Annotated in this window: 12 protein-coding genes; 10 read left to right on the top strand and 2 right to left on the bottom strand. The window is 63.9% G+C overall.

The annotated features are described in order from the left end of the window. Positions 1-76 precede the first annotated feature (76 nt). Positions 77-604, top strand: a complete 528-nt coding sequence (locus tag HB630_RS20395; RefSeq protein ID WP_213774085.1) for a cupin domain-containing protein — start codon at positions 77-79, stop codon at positions 602-604. A gap of 83 nt (positions 605-687) precedes the next feature. On the opposite strand, the gene HB630_RS20400 is transcribed toward HB630_RS20395, so the two are convergent. Beyond that, entirely contained in the window at positions 688-2,214 is a 1,527-nt protein-coding gene (locus HB630_RS20400) for an amidohydrolase family protein (RefSeq protein WP_213774086.1), read from the bottom strand. 226 nt (positions 2,215-2,440) lie between these two features. On the opposite strand from HB630_RS20400, the gene HB630_RS20405 reads away from it, so the two are divergent. Next, the gene (locus HB630_RS20405; RefSeq protein WP_213774087.1) at positions 2,441-2,920 is read left to right on the top strand and encodes a VOC family protein; all 480 of its coding nucleotides are present in this window, start codon (positions 2,441-2,443) and stop codon (positions 2,918-2,920) included. A 10-nt stretch (positions 2,921-2,930) separates the two neighbouring features. Here HB630_RS20405 and HB630_RS20410 read toward each other — a convergent pair whose 3' ends face one another. Continuing rightward, positions 2,931-4,385, bottom strand: a complete 1,455-nt coding sequence (locus HB630_RS20410; protein ID WP_213774088.1) for an MATE family efflux transporter — start codon at positions 4,383-4,385, stop codon at positions 2,931-2,933. 140 nt (positions 4,386-4,525) lie between these two features. Here HB630_RS20410 and HB630_RS20415 point away from each other — a divergent pair, with 140 nt between their 5' ends. The 8 genes from HB630_RS20415 (at position 4,526) to HB630_RS20450 (ending at position 13,761) form a co-directional block, all read left to right on the top strand. Further along, positions 4,526-5,116: a TetR/AcrR family transcriptional regulator gene (locus tag HB630_RS20415; RefSeq protein WP_213774089.1), complete on the top strand. Its 591-nt coding sequence runs from the start codon at positions 4,526-4,528 to the stop codon at positions 5,114-5,116. 329 nt (positions 5,117-5,445) lie between these two features. After that, a complete protein-coding gene (locus HB630_RS20420; protein WP_213774090.1) occupies positions 5,446-5,676 on the top strand; it encodes a hypothetical protein in 231 nt (76 codons plus the stop codon). A 69-nt stretch (positions 5,677-5,745) separates the two neighbouring features. Continuing rightward, on the top strand, positions 5,746-6,912 hold the full coding sequence (locus HB630_RS20425; protein ID WP_213774091.1) for a crosslink repair DNA glycosylase YcaQ family protein: 1,167 nt from the start codon (positions 5,746-5,748) through the stop codon (positions 6,910-6,912). Positions 6,913-7,094: 182 nt separating this feature from the next. After that, positions 7,095-7,841 (top strand): glucose 1-dehydrogenase, encoded by a 747-nt coding sequence (locus tag HB630_RS20430; protein WP_213774092.1) that lies wholly within the window; start codon positions 7,095-7,097, stop codon positions 7,839-7,841. A gap of 171 nt (positions 7,842-8,012) precedes the next feature. Next, on the top strand, positions 8,013-9,119 hold the full coding sequence (locus tag HB630_RS20435) for an efflux RND transporter periplasmic adaptor subunit (protein WP_213774093.1): 1,107 nt from the start codon (positions 8,013-8,015) through the stop codon (positions 9,117-9,119). 76 nt (positions 9,120-9,195) lie between these two features. After that, entirely contained in the window at positions 9,196-12,345 is a 3,150-nt protein-coding gene (locus HB630_RS20440) for an efflux RND transporter permease subunit (RefSeq protein WP_213774094.1), read from the top strand. 19 nt (positions 12,346-12,364) lie between these two features. Beyond that, positions 12,365-12,973 carry a TetR family transcriptional regulator gene (locus HB630_RS20445; RefSeq protein WP_213774095.1) on the top strand — a complete coding sequence of 203 codons (609 nt, stop codon included), beginning with the start codon at positions 12,365-12,367 and terminating at the stop codon, positions 12,971-12,973. A 164-nt stretch (positions 12,974-13,137) separates the two neighbouring features. Then, positions 13,138-13,761: a flavin reductase gene (locus HB630_RS20450; protein WP_213774096.1), complete on the top strand. Its 624-nt coding sequence runs from the start codon at positions 13,138-13,140 to the stop codon at positions 13,759-13,761. Positions 13,762-13,946: the final 185 nt, after the last annotated feature.

The following is a 13,946-nucleotide window of genomic DNA, read 5'->3' on the forward strand; positions in this document are numbered from 1 at the left end:
GTTCCTTGATTCGGCTGGTTTGCGGCCGGGGTTTTCGCTACCTTTGGGTGGAACGTTTTTCCGGGGAAACGACAATATGACAGACCATCACGATCACACCCATTCGCACGATCATGCCGATCATTCGCACGATCACGACGAACGCTGGAAGCATGACGGCGTCCGCGTCATTCCCGGCAACCAGCTCGATCCGAACGTGCCGTCCACCGCGGGCATGGACCGCAAGGCCGCGATCAATTTCGCCCGCGCCGGCGCGCAGAAATTATGGGCCGGCACCGTGACCATCAAGCCCGACGCCAAGACCGGCGCGCATCACCACGGCCATCTCGAAAGCATCATCTATGTGGTGAAGGGCAAGGCGCGGATGCGCTGGGGCGAGAAGCTGCAATTCACCGCGGAAGCGGGTCCCGGTGATTTCATCTTCGTTCCGCCCTATGTGCCGCATCAGGAGATCAACGCCAGCGAGGACGAGACGCTGGAATGCGTGCTGGTGCGTAGCGACGGTCAGGCGGTCGCGATCAATCTCGATATCGAGCCGGTGGAGAAGCCGGAGACGGTTCTGTGGATCGACCCCGTGCATCGCGATCCCGCCGAGACGAAATAGAACAACACCCGTCATTCCGGGCTCGCGCGTTTCACTTGCGCCCGGAATGACAACGAACCGTCATCGCAATGACGGTCTCGCGCTTAGGCAAACACCGAGTGATCGATCGTGCCGTTCGGCACCACATAGCCGTAGCGCGTGTTGGATGGCTCCGGTCCGGCCTTCTCGTACTCCGCCCTCATCATCGCGAGGCGGTCGCCCTTGAGGTCGAGCATCGCCCGCTTCGGCTGGATATTGTAAAGCCGCGCATTATTGTTGCCGAAGATTGCGGTCTTGACCGGGCCGTCTGCCGGGCCCAGCGGGGCGAAGCCGAATTTCTTCTGCATCACTTCCGGGATCTCCAGCCGCCGCAGGCCCTCGATCTGCCATTGCGGCGCGCCGGTCCACAGCGCATCGGTGCCCCAGCAGACGTGATCGACGCCAAGGCCTTTTATGAGCGTGCCCATCAGCGCCGCGCAGACATTCGGCTCAGCCACCAGCGTCGTCGCGAACAACTGGCCGACATCGCCATAGACATTGCTAACGCCGTATTGCTCCGGAATATCGGCGAGGTCGCTGGTCCAGGAAATCCGGCCGGTGCGCTCGAATTCGGCCAGCGCCACCCGCGGATCGCCGCCGACATGGCGGTAGGCGGAATGATAAATGACAAAATTGAGCTGCGGCCAATCCTTGGCGGCCTGACCGACATCGGCGACATCCGCAAAGCCGCGCAGGTTCGGAAACTGTTTCTCGATTCCCGGCGGGAACAGTCCCTTGTGAATGCAGACATTCTTGATGCCGGCCTTCACCATTTTCTCGTAACCCTTGTAGGTGACGTTCTCGTCGTCCATCCGCCAGGGATAGTGACTGATCTCCTTGTGGGTGTTGTCGCCGATGGTGTAGCCCTTGCAGGACTCAGGTTTGAGCGCGAGGCCGGCGTCGAGCTTGTCGAGCCAGCCGGGCTGTCCCGGCGTGAAGATCGCATGGCAGAACAACCGCCGCGAACCGGCCTCGTCGTTGATCTTCTTGCGCGCGTCGGCCATCTGCTGGTTGGTCAGGAACCAGTCCTGTTCGATATCGGACGGCGCCGACGAGATCAGTGCGATCTTGGTGTCGGAGTCGAGAAACATCTCTTTCTTGTAGTTGTTGAATTTAAGATCCTCGATGGTCTGTTCGTGGTCGGCCAGTTCCTTGTTCCAGCCTGCCTTGCCGACCGCGTTGCGCATGTCGACGAAAGTGGTGATGCGGGTGTCGTCGCGCAGGAAATGCGTATGCATGTCCATGATGAACTGGTCCTTCAGCGCATTGGCGCGCTCCTGCGCCATCGCGGGCGTCGCGGCTTCCGCCGGCGTCGCGTCGAACAGCGCGCCGTAAACCTCGTTCATCGCGACAAAGGAGGCCGCCATGCCGGCTGCGCTCTGGAAGAATCTGCGGCGGTCGAGGCCACGCTTGCCGCCGAGATCGTCGGCCATCGCCAGCAATCTCGCCTCGACTTCGCGCTGTCGCTCGTTTTGCGGATCGGGATAAAACTCGTCGCTGGAGACGATCTGGGTCGGGATCGGCGTCGGATAGTGGCAGAATTCCGACGGCATCAGTGCGGCGAGCTCGGCTTCGGTCAGTTGGCTGCTCACGGCTTCTTCCTCCATATGTTGCTCCGCGATGGATGCCCCGCGGTTGCATGGCGAAAGACTAGACCTGTATTGGCGTCGGGCAAGCCTCTCCTTTCACCATCACGGTTTTTCGATTGGTGCTTCCCATCTCGGAATGACGAACAAAAAATCTATAACCTACTGTCGGATCGGCCCGGGCCCGTTCGTCCTTGAGGCGCGAACGTAACGGAACACAAGGAACCTGCCGATGTCCAAGATCGCTCCCTGCCTGTGGTTCGACGGCGAAGCCGAGGAGGCCGCGAAATTCTATATCTCGCTGCTGCCGGATTCCCGGATCGACAGGATCCAGCGCAACCCCATCGACACGCCGGCCGGAAAGGCTGGTTCCGTGCTGGTGGTGGAATTCACATTGGCGGGTCAGGAATATATGGCGCTGAACGGTGGGCGGCGCATCGACTACACCCATGCGATCTCGTTCAAGATCGATTGCGCCGATCAGGCCGAGGTCGACCGTCTCTGGGACGGCTTGTCGTCCAACGGCGGCGAAGCCGTGCAATGCGGCTGGCTCAGGGATCGCTACGGCGTGTCCTGGCAGATTGTTCCGTCGGTTTTCCCGAAGCTGCTGGGCGGTCCGGATCCCGCCGGCGCGCAGCGCGCGATGCAGGCGATGATGAAGATGGTCAAGCTCGACATCGCCGCGCTGCAAAAGGCTTATGATGGCCGTTGAGCGTTGAGCTTCACGTTCTGTCCGGCCGCCAGACCGAACCGGCGATCATCGCCATCGCGCAGAAGCCTGCGTAAACAAGGAGCGACGCCGTCACCATCGCCGACAGCGTCGCCAGGCCGGCGCCAAGATAGCCGACGGCGATCCAGCCGAAGCCGGCCGCGAGAACGATGCGGGCGACCGAGGCGACAAACGGCCAGAACACATGGCCCGCGCCCTGCGCGGCAAAGGCGATGACGAAGCCGAAGCCCAACGCAGCGTAGGCCGGCGTCACGATGCGCAGATAGGTGGTGCCGTCGGCGAGCACGACCGGGTCGCTGGAGAACAGGTGCAGCCACAGCATCGGAAACAGCGCGACGACGAGGCCGATCGATCCGGTCAGCGCCAGGCCGACCACGCTGCTGGTCCAGGCGATCTTCTTGGCCCGTGCGATCTGGCCGGCGCCGATATTGACGCCGACCATCGTCAGCACCGCGGTGGAAAGGCCGAACAGCAGCGGGATCATGATGTAATCGAGCCGCGACGAGATGCCGTAGGCGGCAAGCGCCGTGGTGCCGAACAGCCCGACCGCGCCGGTCACCAGAATGACCGTGAGATTGGTGAGGATCGCGTTGATAGCGGTCGGAACGCCCACTTTCAGGATATCGACAAACAGCCGTCTTTGCAGCGGCACGAATTTGAACGCCAGGCCCGAACGTCCCGACGCCATGTAGCGCAGCAGCACCAGCATCGCGCCGCAATAATAGACCGCGAAGGCGATGCCCGCGCCCTGGATGCCCAGTCCGGGAATCGGACCCAAGCCAAAAATCAAAAGCGGCGAGGCCGGGATCATCACCAGCGCGCCGACCAGCGTCACGGTCGCCGGCACCTTGACGTTGCCCGCGCCGCGCAAGGCCGCGGCCTGCAGGTTGACGATCCATACCGGGATCGCGCCGGCGAACAGGTAGTTGGAATATTTCAGCGCGGCGTCGAGCGCCTCGGCGCGGCCGCCCAGCATGCCGTACATCACAGGTCCGCCCTTGATCGCGGCGAATGTGAACAGCGCGCCGACCACGATCGCCAGAACCAGGGCATGGAACACCAGCGCATCGGCGTCTTGTCTGCGGCCGCCGCCGACCGCGCGCGCCACCGCAGACGCAACGCCGCTGCCGAGGCCGCCATTCGACATCATCGTCATCAGCATGAACACCGGAAACACCAGCGCCACGCCGGCGAGCGCGTCGGTGCCGAGATATCCGACATAATAGGCCTCGGCGACGTTGACCGCGGTCTGCGCGACCAGCACGATCATGGTCGGCAATGCCAGCCGTAGCAGCGTCGGCAGAATGGCCCCGGTCAGGATTGCCGCGCGCGCCGCGTCGTTGCGCGCCGGCGCGGGCTTGGCTTCGGGAATCGTTTCAACGGCCCCGTCTTCTTCGCCGGGCATTGAATCCAGCGCAAGCGCCGCGGTTGCTGCTTTCAGTTCCATCTTCACGTTCCCGTCGCCGCAGGCGGCCATTGCATTATGACCATAATGCATTATTATGATCGTAATTCAATAAGCGCCGATCACGATTTCGTTGGACGGCGGGACGCGGTGCTATCGTGGGCTGACAGCGGGAAGCCGGGATGCGGTACGAGAAAGGGCACAAGGACGCGACGCGCCAGCACATCATCGACGCCGCATCCGGGCAGTTTCGCGAGAATGGCGTCGCCGCGGTCGGCATTGCCGGCATCATGTCCGGCGCCGGGCTGACCAATGGCGCCTTTTACGCCCACTTCAAATCGAAAGAGGATCTGGTTCTGGCCGTGCTTTCCAACGCGCTGCGGCGGCGCGAGGAGACGCTCCGGAGCGCATCCGCGGCCGATGCGGGGTTGGAGGCGACGATCCGGGACTACCTGTCCGCGCGCCATCGCGATCGTCCGGGCGGCGGTTGCCCGACCGCGGCGCTGGTCGCGGAGGTCGCGCGCCATCCGAAGCCGACGCGCGATGCCTTTACCGGCAAGATCTCCAGCTTCATCGAACTGATCGCGACCCAGATCCGTAACGGGTCGGCGCGCGAGCGGCGGCGCAACGCGGTCGCGATCTACGGCATGATGGTGGGTACGTTGCAGATCGCGCGCGCCGTCAACGACAGGCAACTCTCCGATGAAATCCTGGAGAGCGGCATCAGCGCCGCGCTCGTGCTGGCCGGCGAGGCGGATGCCGGCTCGGCTTGACCGCCGGATCGAGGCAGCCTCGGGCCCGGCGCTGTCATTTCACGTCGGTTCTGGTGTCGATGCTGACGACCCGGATGCGGCGATTGATGTGACTATGTTACAGAGCAGGAAGCCAGCTTTCGCGGGGCAAAAAATGCGCGTGGCTTGCTGCCGACGCAAAGCCGTCGCGGGAAGGCCGGTGTGCCGACAATAAATCGGCCAGATGGCGGCATAGCAAAGCACCTCAACAACAAAGAAAACGAAGCAACCGGGTCGTGTTTCAACCACCGAAAAGATACAGCGACTATCAGGGACATCGCGGGGATACGCAGGATCGTACGGCAATATCGATGCCGGTGCTGGTCGGCGCGGCGATGATCGCTGCGGCGATTTTACTGTCGACGTTGATCACGGTCGCCGGCACGCGGTTCGTCGGCATGGACAGTCCCTCCGAGGAGACCGTCTGGCTGATCGACCGGCTCACCGGCAGCGTCTATCGATGCCAGGCGTCCGAGCGCGGCCGGGCCTCCTGCGATGCGCAGGCGGCGACGGGAAGCGTCAGTGACCGGCCGAAACCTTGACCGTGGACGGTCTCACCGGACCGCGATGCACCTGTCAGCCGGCGCGAATCCCGCTACATTGCCTTCGTCATGTCCGCGGCCGACAAGTCCCCCTTCATCAGCACGATAGACGCCAGGCGCATCTGGCTGCGCGCCCAGCGGCTAGATGCGCCGGCGCCGTTCGGCGCCGGAGCGCCGGCGACCACGGCCGCGGTCGAGCATCTCGGCTATGTGCAGATCGACACCATCCACGTCATCGAGCGCTCCCATCACCACGTGCTGTGGTCCCGGATTCCCGAATACCGGCGCGCCGACCTGCGCCAAGCCCAGAGCGTCGACAAAAGCGTGTTCGAATACTGGACCCATGCGCTGTCCTATGTGCCGACCAGGGATTTCCGCTTCTTCATTCCGGCGATGAAGCAGCACAAGCGCGAGGGCCATCGATGGTTCGCTTCGGTGACGCCCGCCGACACCCGCAAGGTCATGACGCTGATCCGGCGCGGCGGCGCGCTCACCATCCGCGACATCGACGACGACGTGCTGACCGAAAAGCTGCATCTGTGGGCCAGCCGCAAGCCGTCGAAGCGGGCGCTGCAACTGGCCTTCTATACCGGCGTGCTCACCATCAGCGAGCGCACCGGCATGCTGAAAACCTATGAATTGACGTCGCGGCATTTCGGCTGGGACAAGCCGCCGAAACCGGCGTCTGCGCGGGAAGTCACCGCCTATCTGCTCGACCGCGCGCTTCGCGCGCAAGGCCTCGTCAGCCTGGATTCGATCTGCCATCTCGACGCGCCGAACAAAATGGCGGTGCGGCGGCTGATCGAGGCGAGGGTGCGCCGCAGGGAATTGGTGCCGGTTGCCGTGGAAGGCGCGGGCAAGCAGGAGCACTGGGCGTCTCCGGAGACGCTGGAGACGGCCGGGAGGGCGGTTTCCGGCCTCGTGCATATCCTCTCGCCGTTCGATCCGCTGGTCATCCAGCGCAAGCGCACCGAATTGTTCTTCGGCTATGGGCATCGCTTCGAAGCCTATGTGCCGAAGGAAAAACGGCTGTTCGGCTATTTCGCGCTGCCGGTCCTGGCCGGCGACGACATCGTCGCCGCGATCGATCTCAAGACCGACCGCAAGAATGGCAGGCTGCTGATGCAGAAATGGAGTTGGGTCGGCGCTGGCGCGCGACGGGGCGGACGCCAGGATCTCAAGCGCCGCATCGAGGAGCAGCTGCATCGCTTCGAGCGCTTCCAGCTCGCGGAATGAACGTTGCTCCATGCCTTAAAAGTATGGATGCGGCCCTGCAAAGTCTTTCTCCCGAACGCCGGCACCACCTAGATCTCTTTCAGTTGCAGCGGCCAGACGCCAATCCCGGCGAATGCCGCTGACCGGCGTGGAATGTCCGCATATCCAGCCAGGCATGGCCCGCTGCCAAGAGGAGAGATCACATGAGCCATCCCGTCGTCCTGATCACCGGCGCGCTGACCGGCATCGGCCGCGCCACTGCCCTGGCCTTCGCGAAAGAGGGCGCCCGTCTCGTCGTTTCCGGCCGCCACGAGGACGCCGGCCATGCGCTGGTGGCCGAGCTTCGCGCGGCCGGCGCCGAAGCGGAGTTTGTTCGCGCCGACATGCGCCATGAGAGCGATGTCCAGAATCTGGTCGATAAGACCGTCGCCCGGTTCGGCCGCCTCGACGTCGCCGTCAACAATGCCGGCACGGAAGGCACGCCGGGGCCCATCGTCGAGCAAACCGCGGAAAGCTATGCCGCGACGTTCGATACCAACGTGCTCGGCGTCCTTCTGAGCCTCAAGCATGAATTGCGCGTGATGCAGAAGCAGGGCAGCGGCAGCATCGTCAATCTGTCCTCGACCATGGGCCACCGCGGCGCGCCGGGCGCATCGCTCTATACCGCCAGCAAGCACGCGGTCGAAGGGCTGACCAAATCGGCCGCGCTCGAAGCGGCGGCCTTCGGCGTTCGCGTCAACGCGGTGGCGCCGGGCCCGGTCGAGACCGCGATGCTGGATCGCTTCACCGGGAGTGCCGACCGCAAGGCGGGCCTGGTTGCCGGCGTCCCGCTCAAGCGGGCCGGCAGGCCGGAAGAAATCGCCGACGCCATCGTGTTCGCCGCTTCCGGCAAGGCGTCGTTCATCACCGGCCAGATCATCGCGGTGAACGGCGGCAAGACCGCCTCGTAGGGTTTTGCGGTGGGATGCCGGATGACTTCCCTTGAGCCGTGTGGCGCTGGAGTGGACGCGGGCGGCACGCAGCCGCGGAGGAATGGCCATGAAAATGATTACTGATGAATATTGACATTCATCATTAGTCACTCGATACTCCTCATCAGGCTTCAGCCGGAGGAGTATAGGATGCCGGTCCGACCGATTTTGTTGAGCTATTCCAAACTATTAGTAGGATCATCGCTGGCGCTTGCGGCGCTCACGCTGGCCGGTTGCAACGACAAGGTCGCGGAAAAGCCGGCTCCCAACCGGCCCGTGCTGGTCGCGACCGTGCATTATGAGGCGGAATCGCCGGAACGGAGTTTTGTCGGCGTTATCCGGCCGCGGATCGAGGCCGACATGGGCTTTCGGGTTCCCGGCAAGGTCGCCAAGCGCCTGGTCGAGGTCGGCGACACCGTCGGCGTCGGACAACCGCTCGCGACTCTTGATGAGATCGATCTGAAGCTGCAGGCCGAACAGGCCGACGCCGAGTTCCATGCCGCGACCGGCGTGCTGGCGCAGGCGGCGGCGGCCGAGCAGCGCGCGATCGACCTGCGCGCCAAGGGCTGGGCCACCGACGCGCAGCTCGACCAGGCCAAAGCGGCCGGCGACGAGGCGCGGGCGCGCCTCAACCGCGCCGAGCGCTCGGTCGATCTCACCAAGAACTCGCTGTCCTACGCGACGCTGGAAGCGGATTCCCGCGGCGTCGTCACCTCGACCCTGGTCGAACCCGGCCAGGTCGTGGCCGCCGGACAGACCGCGATCCGGGTCGCGCGCTTTGCCGAAAAGGAAGCCGTGGTCGCGATCCCCGAAACCTTGCTGGGGCGGGCCAAGGACGGCGTGGCGACCGTGACGCTGTGGTCCGAGCCGAACAAGAAATACCTCGCCAAGCTTCGCGAAGTCGCGCCGTCCGCGGACCCGGCGACCAGGACCTATCTGGCGAAATTCTCGCTGCCGGAAGCCGATGACCGGGTCTCGCTCGGCATGACCGCGACCTTGACGCTGGCCGATCCCGAAACCGAACGCGTGGCGCGGGTGCCGCTGTCGGCGCTGTTCAGCGAAGGCGGCGCACCTTCGCTCTATGTCGTCGACGCCTCCGGCGACATCGCGCTGAAGCCGGTGAGCGTGAAATCCTACGAAAGCAACGACGTCGTCATCAAGGCCGGCGTCGACGAAGGCGCGCAGGTCGTGACCCTCGGCGTGCAGAAGCTCGATCCGTCGCAGAAGGTGCGGGTCGTGTCCTCGCTGTCGTTCTAGATTGCCGTCATTCCGGGTCCGATGCTTTCGCATCGCCCCGGAATGACGAAGCCGAGTTTTCGATTTGGAGAGTTCAATGAAGCGCTTCAATCTGTCGGGCTGGGCCGTCAGCCATCCGACGCTGATCCTGTTCCTGATCATCGCGCTCGGCGCCGCCGGTTTTCTGTCGTACCAGCGGCTTGGCCGCGCGGAAGATCCGTTCTTCACCGTCAAGGTGGTGAACGTCTCGGTGATATGGCCGGGCGCCACCGCCTATGAAATGCAGATGCAGGTCGCCGACCCGATTGAGAAGAAGCTGCAGGAACTGCCCTATTTCGAGAAGGTGCAGACCTATTCCAAGCCGGCGTTCACGGCGATGCAGGTCACCTTCCGCGATTCGACGCCGCCAAAGGACGTGCCGTATCTGTTTTATCTGCTGCGCAAGAAACTGGCGGATGCGCAGGGCGATCTTCCCGCCGGCATCCTCGGCCCGGTCGTCAACGACGAATTCTCCGACGTCGATTCCATCCTTTACATGATGACCGGCGACGGCGCCGACTACGCGCAGTTGAAGAAGGCCGCCGAAGGCATGCGCCAGCGCCTTCTCAAAGTGCCCGGCGTCACCAAGGTCGATCTCTACGGCATCCAGGACGAGCGGATCTTCGTCGAGTTCTCGCATGCCAAGCTTGCCACCCTGGGGATCACGCCGCAGGCGCTGTTCGATTCGCTCGCCAAGCAGAACAACGTCGTGCCGGCCGGCACGGTGGAGACGTCGGCGCAGCGCGTGCCGCTGCGCGTCACCGGCGCGCTCGACGGCGTCAAAGCGGTGGCGGAAACGCCGGTCGAGAGCAACGGCCGGGTGTTCCGGCTCGGCGATATCGCGACCATCAGCCACGGTTATGTCGATCCGCCGAGCTTCGTGGTGCGCCAGAAGGGCAAGCCCGCGCTCGGCATCGGCGTGGTCACCGCCAAGGGCGCCAATATTCTGGAACTCGGCAAGGACGTTTCCGACGCGACCGCCGAATTCATGCGAGCGGTGCCGCAGGGCATCAATGTCGAACAGATCGCCGATCAGCCCAATGTGGTCGAGCATGCGGTAAGCGAATTCGTGCATTCCTTCATCGAGGCGCTGGCGATCGTGCTGTTCGTCTCGTTCCTGGCGCTGGGCTGGCGGACCGGCATCGTGGTGGCGCTGTCGGTGCCGCTGGTGCTGGCGATCGTCTTCATCGTCATGAATTCGATGTCGATGGACCTGCATCGCATTACCCTCGGCGCGCTGATCATCGCGCTCGGCTTGCTCGTCGACGACGCCATCATCGCGGTCGAGATGATGGTGGTGAAGATGGAGCAGGGCTGGGACCGGGTCCGCGCCGCGTCCTTTGCCTGGGAATCCACCGCGTTTCCGATGCTGACCGGCACGCTGGTGACCGCGGCCGGCTTCCTGCCGATCGGTTTCGCCAATTCGGCGGTCGGCGAATATGCCGGCAGCATCTTCTGGATCGTCGCGATCTCCTTGATCGCGTCCTGGTTCGTGGCGGTGATCTTCACGCCCTATATCGGCGTCAAGCTGTTGCCGGATTTCGCCGTGCATCACAACCACGATCCGCATGCGATCTATGAGACGCGGATGTACCGCATGCTGCGCGCCACGATCCAGTGGTGCGTCGAGAACAGGGTCAAGGTCGTGCTCGCGACCGTCGGAATCTTTGCGCTCTCGATCGTCGCCTTCGGCCATGTCCAGCAGCAGTTCTTCCCGCTTTCGGAGCGGCCCGAATTGTTCCTGCAACTCCGCCTGCCCGAGGGCACGGCGATCGGCGTCACCCAGAAGGCGGTGGAAACGGCGGAAACGCTGCTGAAGGACGACAAGGACATCTCGACCTACACCGCCTATGTCGGCCAGGGCTCGCCGCGGTTCTGGCTCGGCCTCAATCCGCAATTGCCGGACGAATCCTTTGCCGAAATCGTCATCGTCGCCAAAGACGTCGAGGCGCGCGAGCGGATCAAGACGCGGCTGGAAAAGGCGGCCGATGACGGCATGTTGAGCGAGGCGCGGGTGCGCGTCGACCGCTTCAATTTCGGCCCGCCGGTCGGTTTCCCCGTGCAATTCCGCGTGATCGGCCCGGACACCAAGACGGTGCGCGAGATCGCCTACAAGGTCCGCGACGTGGTCAGGCAGAACCCCGATATCAGGGATCCGCAGCTCGACTGGAACGAGCAGTCGCCCTATCTGAAGCTCGTGGTCGATCAGGACCGCGCCCGCGCGATGGGCCTGACCCCGCAGGATGTCTCGCAGGCGCTCAGCATGCTGATCTCGGGCGCGCCGGTGACCACCGTGCGCGACGGCATCGAGAAGGTCCAGGTGATCGCGCGCGCGGTGCCCTCCGAGCGGCTCGATCTCGCCCGGGTCGGCGAACTCACCATCACCTCGCGCAACGGCGTTGCGGTGCCGTTGCAGCAGATCGCGAAAATCGAATATTCCCACGAAGAACCGATCCTGTGGCGGCGCAACCGCGACATGGCGATCACGGTGCGGGCCGACGTCGCCGACGGCGTGCAGGCGCCTGACGTCACCAACCAGATCTGGCCGAAATTGCAGGACATCCGCGATCATCTCGAGCCGGCCTACCGGATCGAGATCGGCGGCGCGGTCGAGGAATCGGCCAAGGGCAATGCCTCGATCTTCGTGCTGTTTCCGCTGATGGTCGTCGTCATGCTGACCTTGCTGATGATCCAGTTGCAGAGCTTTTCGCGGCTGTTTCTGGTGTTCCTCACCGCGCCGCTCGGCATCATCGGCGCTTCGCTGGGGCTCAATGTCGCCAACCAGCCGTTCGGCTTCGTGGCGCTGTTGGGCCTGATCGCGCTGGCCGGCATGATCATGCGCAATGCGGTGATCCTGGTGGATCAGATCGAGACCGATGTGGCCCACGGCCTGACGCGCAAGGAAGCCATCGTCGAGGCCACCGTCCGCCGCGCCCGCCCGGTGGTGCTGACCGCGCTCGCGGCGATCCTGGCGATGATCCCGCTGTCGCGTTCGGCGTTCTGGGGGCCGATGGCGATCACCATCATGGGCGGCTTGTTTGTTGCAACGTTCCTGACCTTGCTGTACCTGCCGGGCCTCTATGCGCTCTGGTTCCGCAACAGCCTCGAACAGAGCGGCCGGAGTGCGAACGATAAGGGTGACGATCTCGCGCCGCAGCAGCATGGTGAAGCGCAGCCCGCTTTTCCGCTTGCCGCGGCCGCGGAATAATTGAACATTGGCAACCGATATGACGCTGATTACCGAACATGTTGAACCCGACACGCGAGAGCGGATTCTCGTGGTGGCGGAACGCCTGTTCCGTCAGATCGGCTACCAGAAGACCACCGTCGGCGATATCGCCAAAGAGCTGCGCATGAGCCCGGCCAATGTGTATCGATTCTTCGAATCCAAGAAGGCGATCCACGAAGGCGTCGCGCGCGCTTTGATGGGCGGGGTCGAGGACGCGGCGCAGGCCATTGCGGCGAAGCACGGCCCGGTGGCTTTGAGGCTGCGCGAGCTGCTGACGACGATCCACCGCATGAACTGCGAACGCTATGTCGGCGACGCCAAGCTGCACGAGATGGTCGAAATCGCGATGGAGGAGAGCTGGGAGGTCTGCGTCGCCCATATGGAGCGGATCACGCAGACCATCGGCGAGGTCATCGCCGAGGGCGCGGCGTCGGGTGAATTCAAGGCCGATGACGTGCCGCTGGCGGCGATGTGTACCTGCTCGGCGATGATGCGGTTCTTCCATCCGCAGATGATCGCGCAATGCGCCGACAAGCCGGGCCCGTCGCTGGACCAGATGATCGACTTTGTGCTCGCGGCGCTTTCACCTCGTCATAAAGTGAATTAGGTTCTCGTCATTCCGGGGCGTGGCGAAGCCGCGAACCCGGAATCCATGGTTCAACCGGTTATGGGCACAATGGATTCCGGGCCCGCGCCTTGTGGCGCGTCCCGGAACGACAGTGGCGGCGGCCGAAGCCGGCGCGGCCTTACCAATGGAAAGGAAGATCGAGCGTGACCGAGAGGGATTTGCACTATTACGAGCCGGCGAGCGGCCACGGCCTCAAGCACGATCCTTTCAACGCCATCATCGCGCCGCGACCGATCGGCTGGATCTCCTCCCGCGACGCCGGGGGCCATGTCAATCTGGCGCCCTACAGCTTCTTCAACGGCTTCAACTACATTCCGCCCATCATCGGCTTTTCCTCGACCTCCTGGAAGGACAGCGTCGTCAACATCCAGGAAACCGGCGAATTCGTCTGGAATCTGGCGACGATGGATCTGGCGAAGCAGATGAACGCGACCGCCGCGCATGTCGCCCGCGAGGTGAACGAATTCGAAATCGCGGGGCTGACGATGGCGCCGAGCCGCCGCGTCAACGTGCCCCGGGTCGCGGAAAGCCCGGTCTCGTTCGAGTGCAAGCTGACGCAGATCATCCAGCTGCAGGCCGCCGACGGCAGCAAGGTGAATGGCTGGTTGACGCTGGGCGAGGTCGTCGCCGTGCATATCGACAAGAGCCTGATCCAGGACGGGGTCTACCAGACCGCGCTGGCCCGCCCCATCGTCCGGGCCGGTCGCCGCGGCGACTATTTTGAAATCCGTCCCGACGCCATGTTCGAAATGGTGCGGCCGGACTGATCTCTGACCATAGCCACATCGTCATTGCGGGACGCGCCGCGGGGCGCGGGCCGGGAATCCATCGTGCCGCAGATTGCCTTGATGAATGGATTCCGGGGATTGCGGCTTCGCCGCGCCCCGGAATGACGGACAACGGCGCTCTTTCCCGGAACCACGGCTCCGCCTTGCCGTTATCACGCGCACTA

The sequence above is a fragment of the Bradyrhizobium sp. dw_78 genome (assembly GCF_018449525.1).
Classification (GTDB): Bacteria; Pseudomonadota; Alphaproteobacteria; order Rhizobiales; family Xanthobacteraceae; genus Bradyrhizobium.

What these genes read in the sequence shown, in the direction of transcription:
- HB630_RS20445 (WP_213774095.1), top strand. Translation starts at nt 12,365, where the DNA reads ATGACGCTGATTACCGAACATGTTGAACCCGACACGCGAGAGCGGATT.
- HB630_RS20395 (WP_213774085.1), top strand. Translation starts at nt 77, where the DNA reads ATGACAGACCATCACGATCACACCCATTCGCACGATCATGCCGATCAT.
- HB630_RS20410 (WP_213774088.1), bottom strand. Translation starts at nt 4,385, where the DNA reads ATGGAACTGAAAGCAGCAACCGCGGCGCTTGCGCTGGATTCAATGCCC.
- HB630_RS20435 (WP_213774093.1), top strand. Translation starts at nt 8,013, where the DNA reads ATGCCGGTCCGACCGATTTTGTTGAGCTATTCCAAACTATTAGTAGGA.
- HB630_RS20415 (WP_213774089.1), top strand. Translation starts at nt 4,526, where the DNA reads ATGCGGTACGAGAAAGGGCACAAGGACGCGACGCGCCAGCACATCATC.
- HB630_RS20430 (WP_213774092.1), top strand. Translation starts at nt 7,095, where the DNA reads ATGAGCCATCCCGTCGTCCTGATCACCGGCGCGCTGACCGGCATCGGC.
- HB630_RS20405 (WP_213774087.1), top strand. Translation starts at nt 2,441, where the DNA reads ATGTCCAAGATCGCTCCCTGCCTGTGGTTCGACGGCGAAGCCGAGGAG.
- HB630_RS20425 (WP_213774091.1), top strand. Translation starts at nt 5,746, where the DNA reads ATGTCCGCGGCCGACAAGTCCCCCTTCATCAGCACGATAGACGCCAGG.
- HB630_RS20420 (WP_213774090.1), top strand. Translation starts at nt 5,446, where the DNA reads ATGCCGGTGCTGGTCGGCGCGGCGATGATCGCTGCGGCGATTTTACTG.
- HB630_RS20440 (WP_213774094.1), top strand. Translation starts at nt 9,196, where the DNA reads ATGAAGCGCTTCAATCTGTCGGGCTGGGCCGTCAGCCATCCGACGCTG.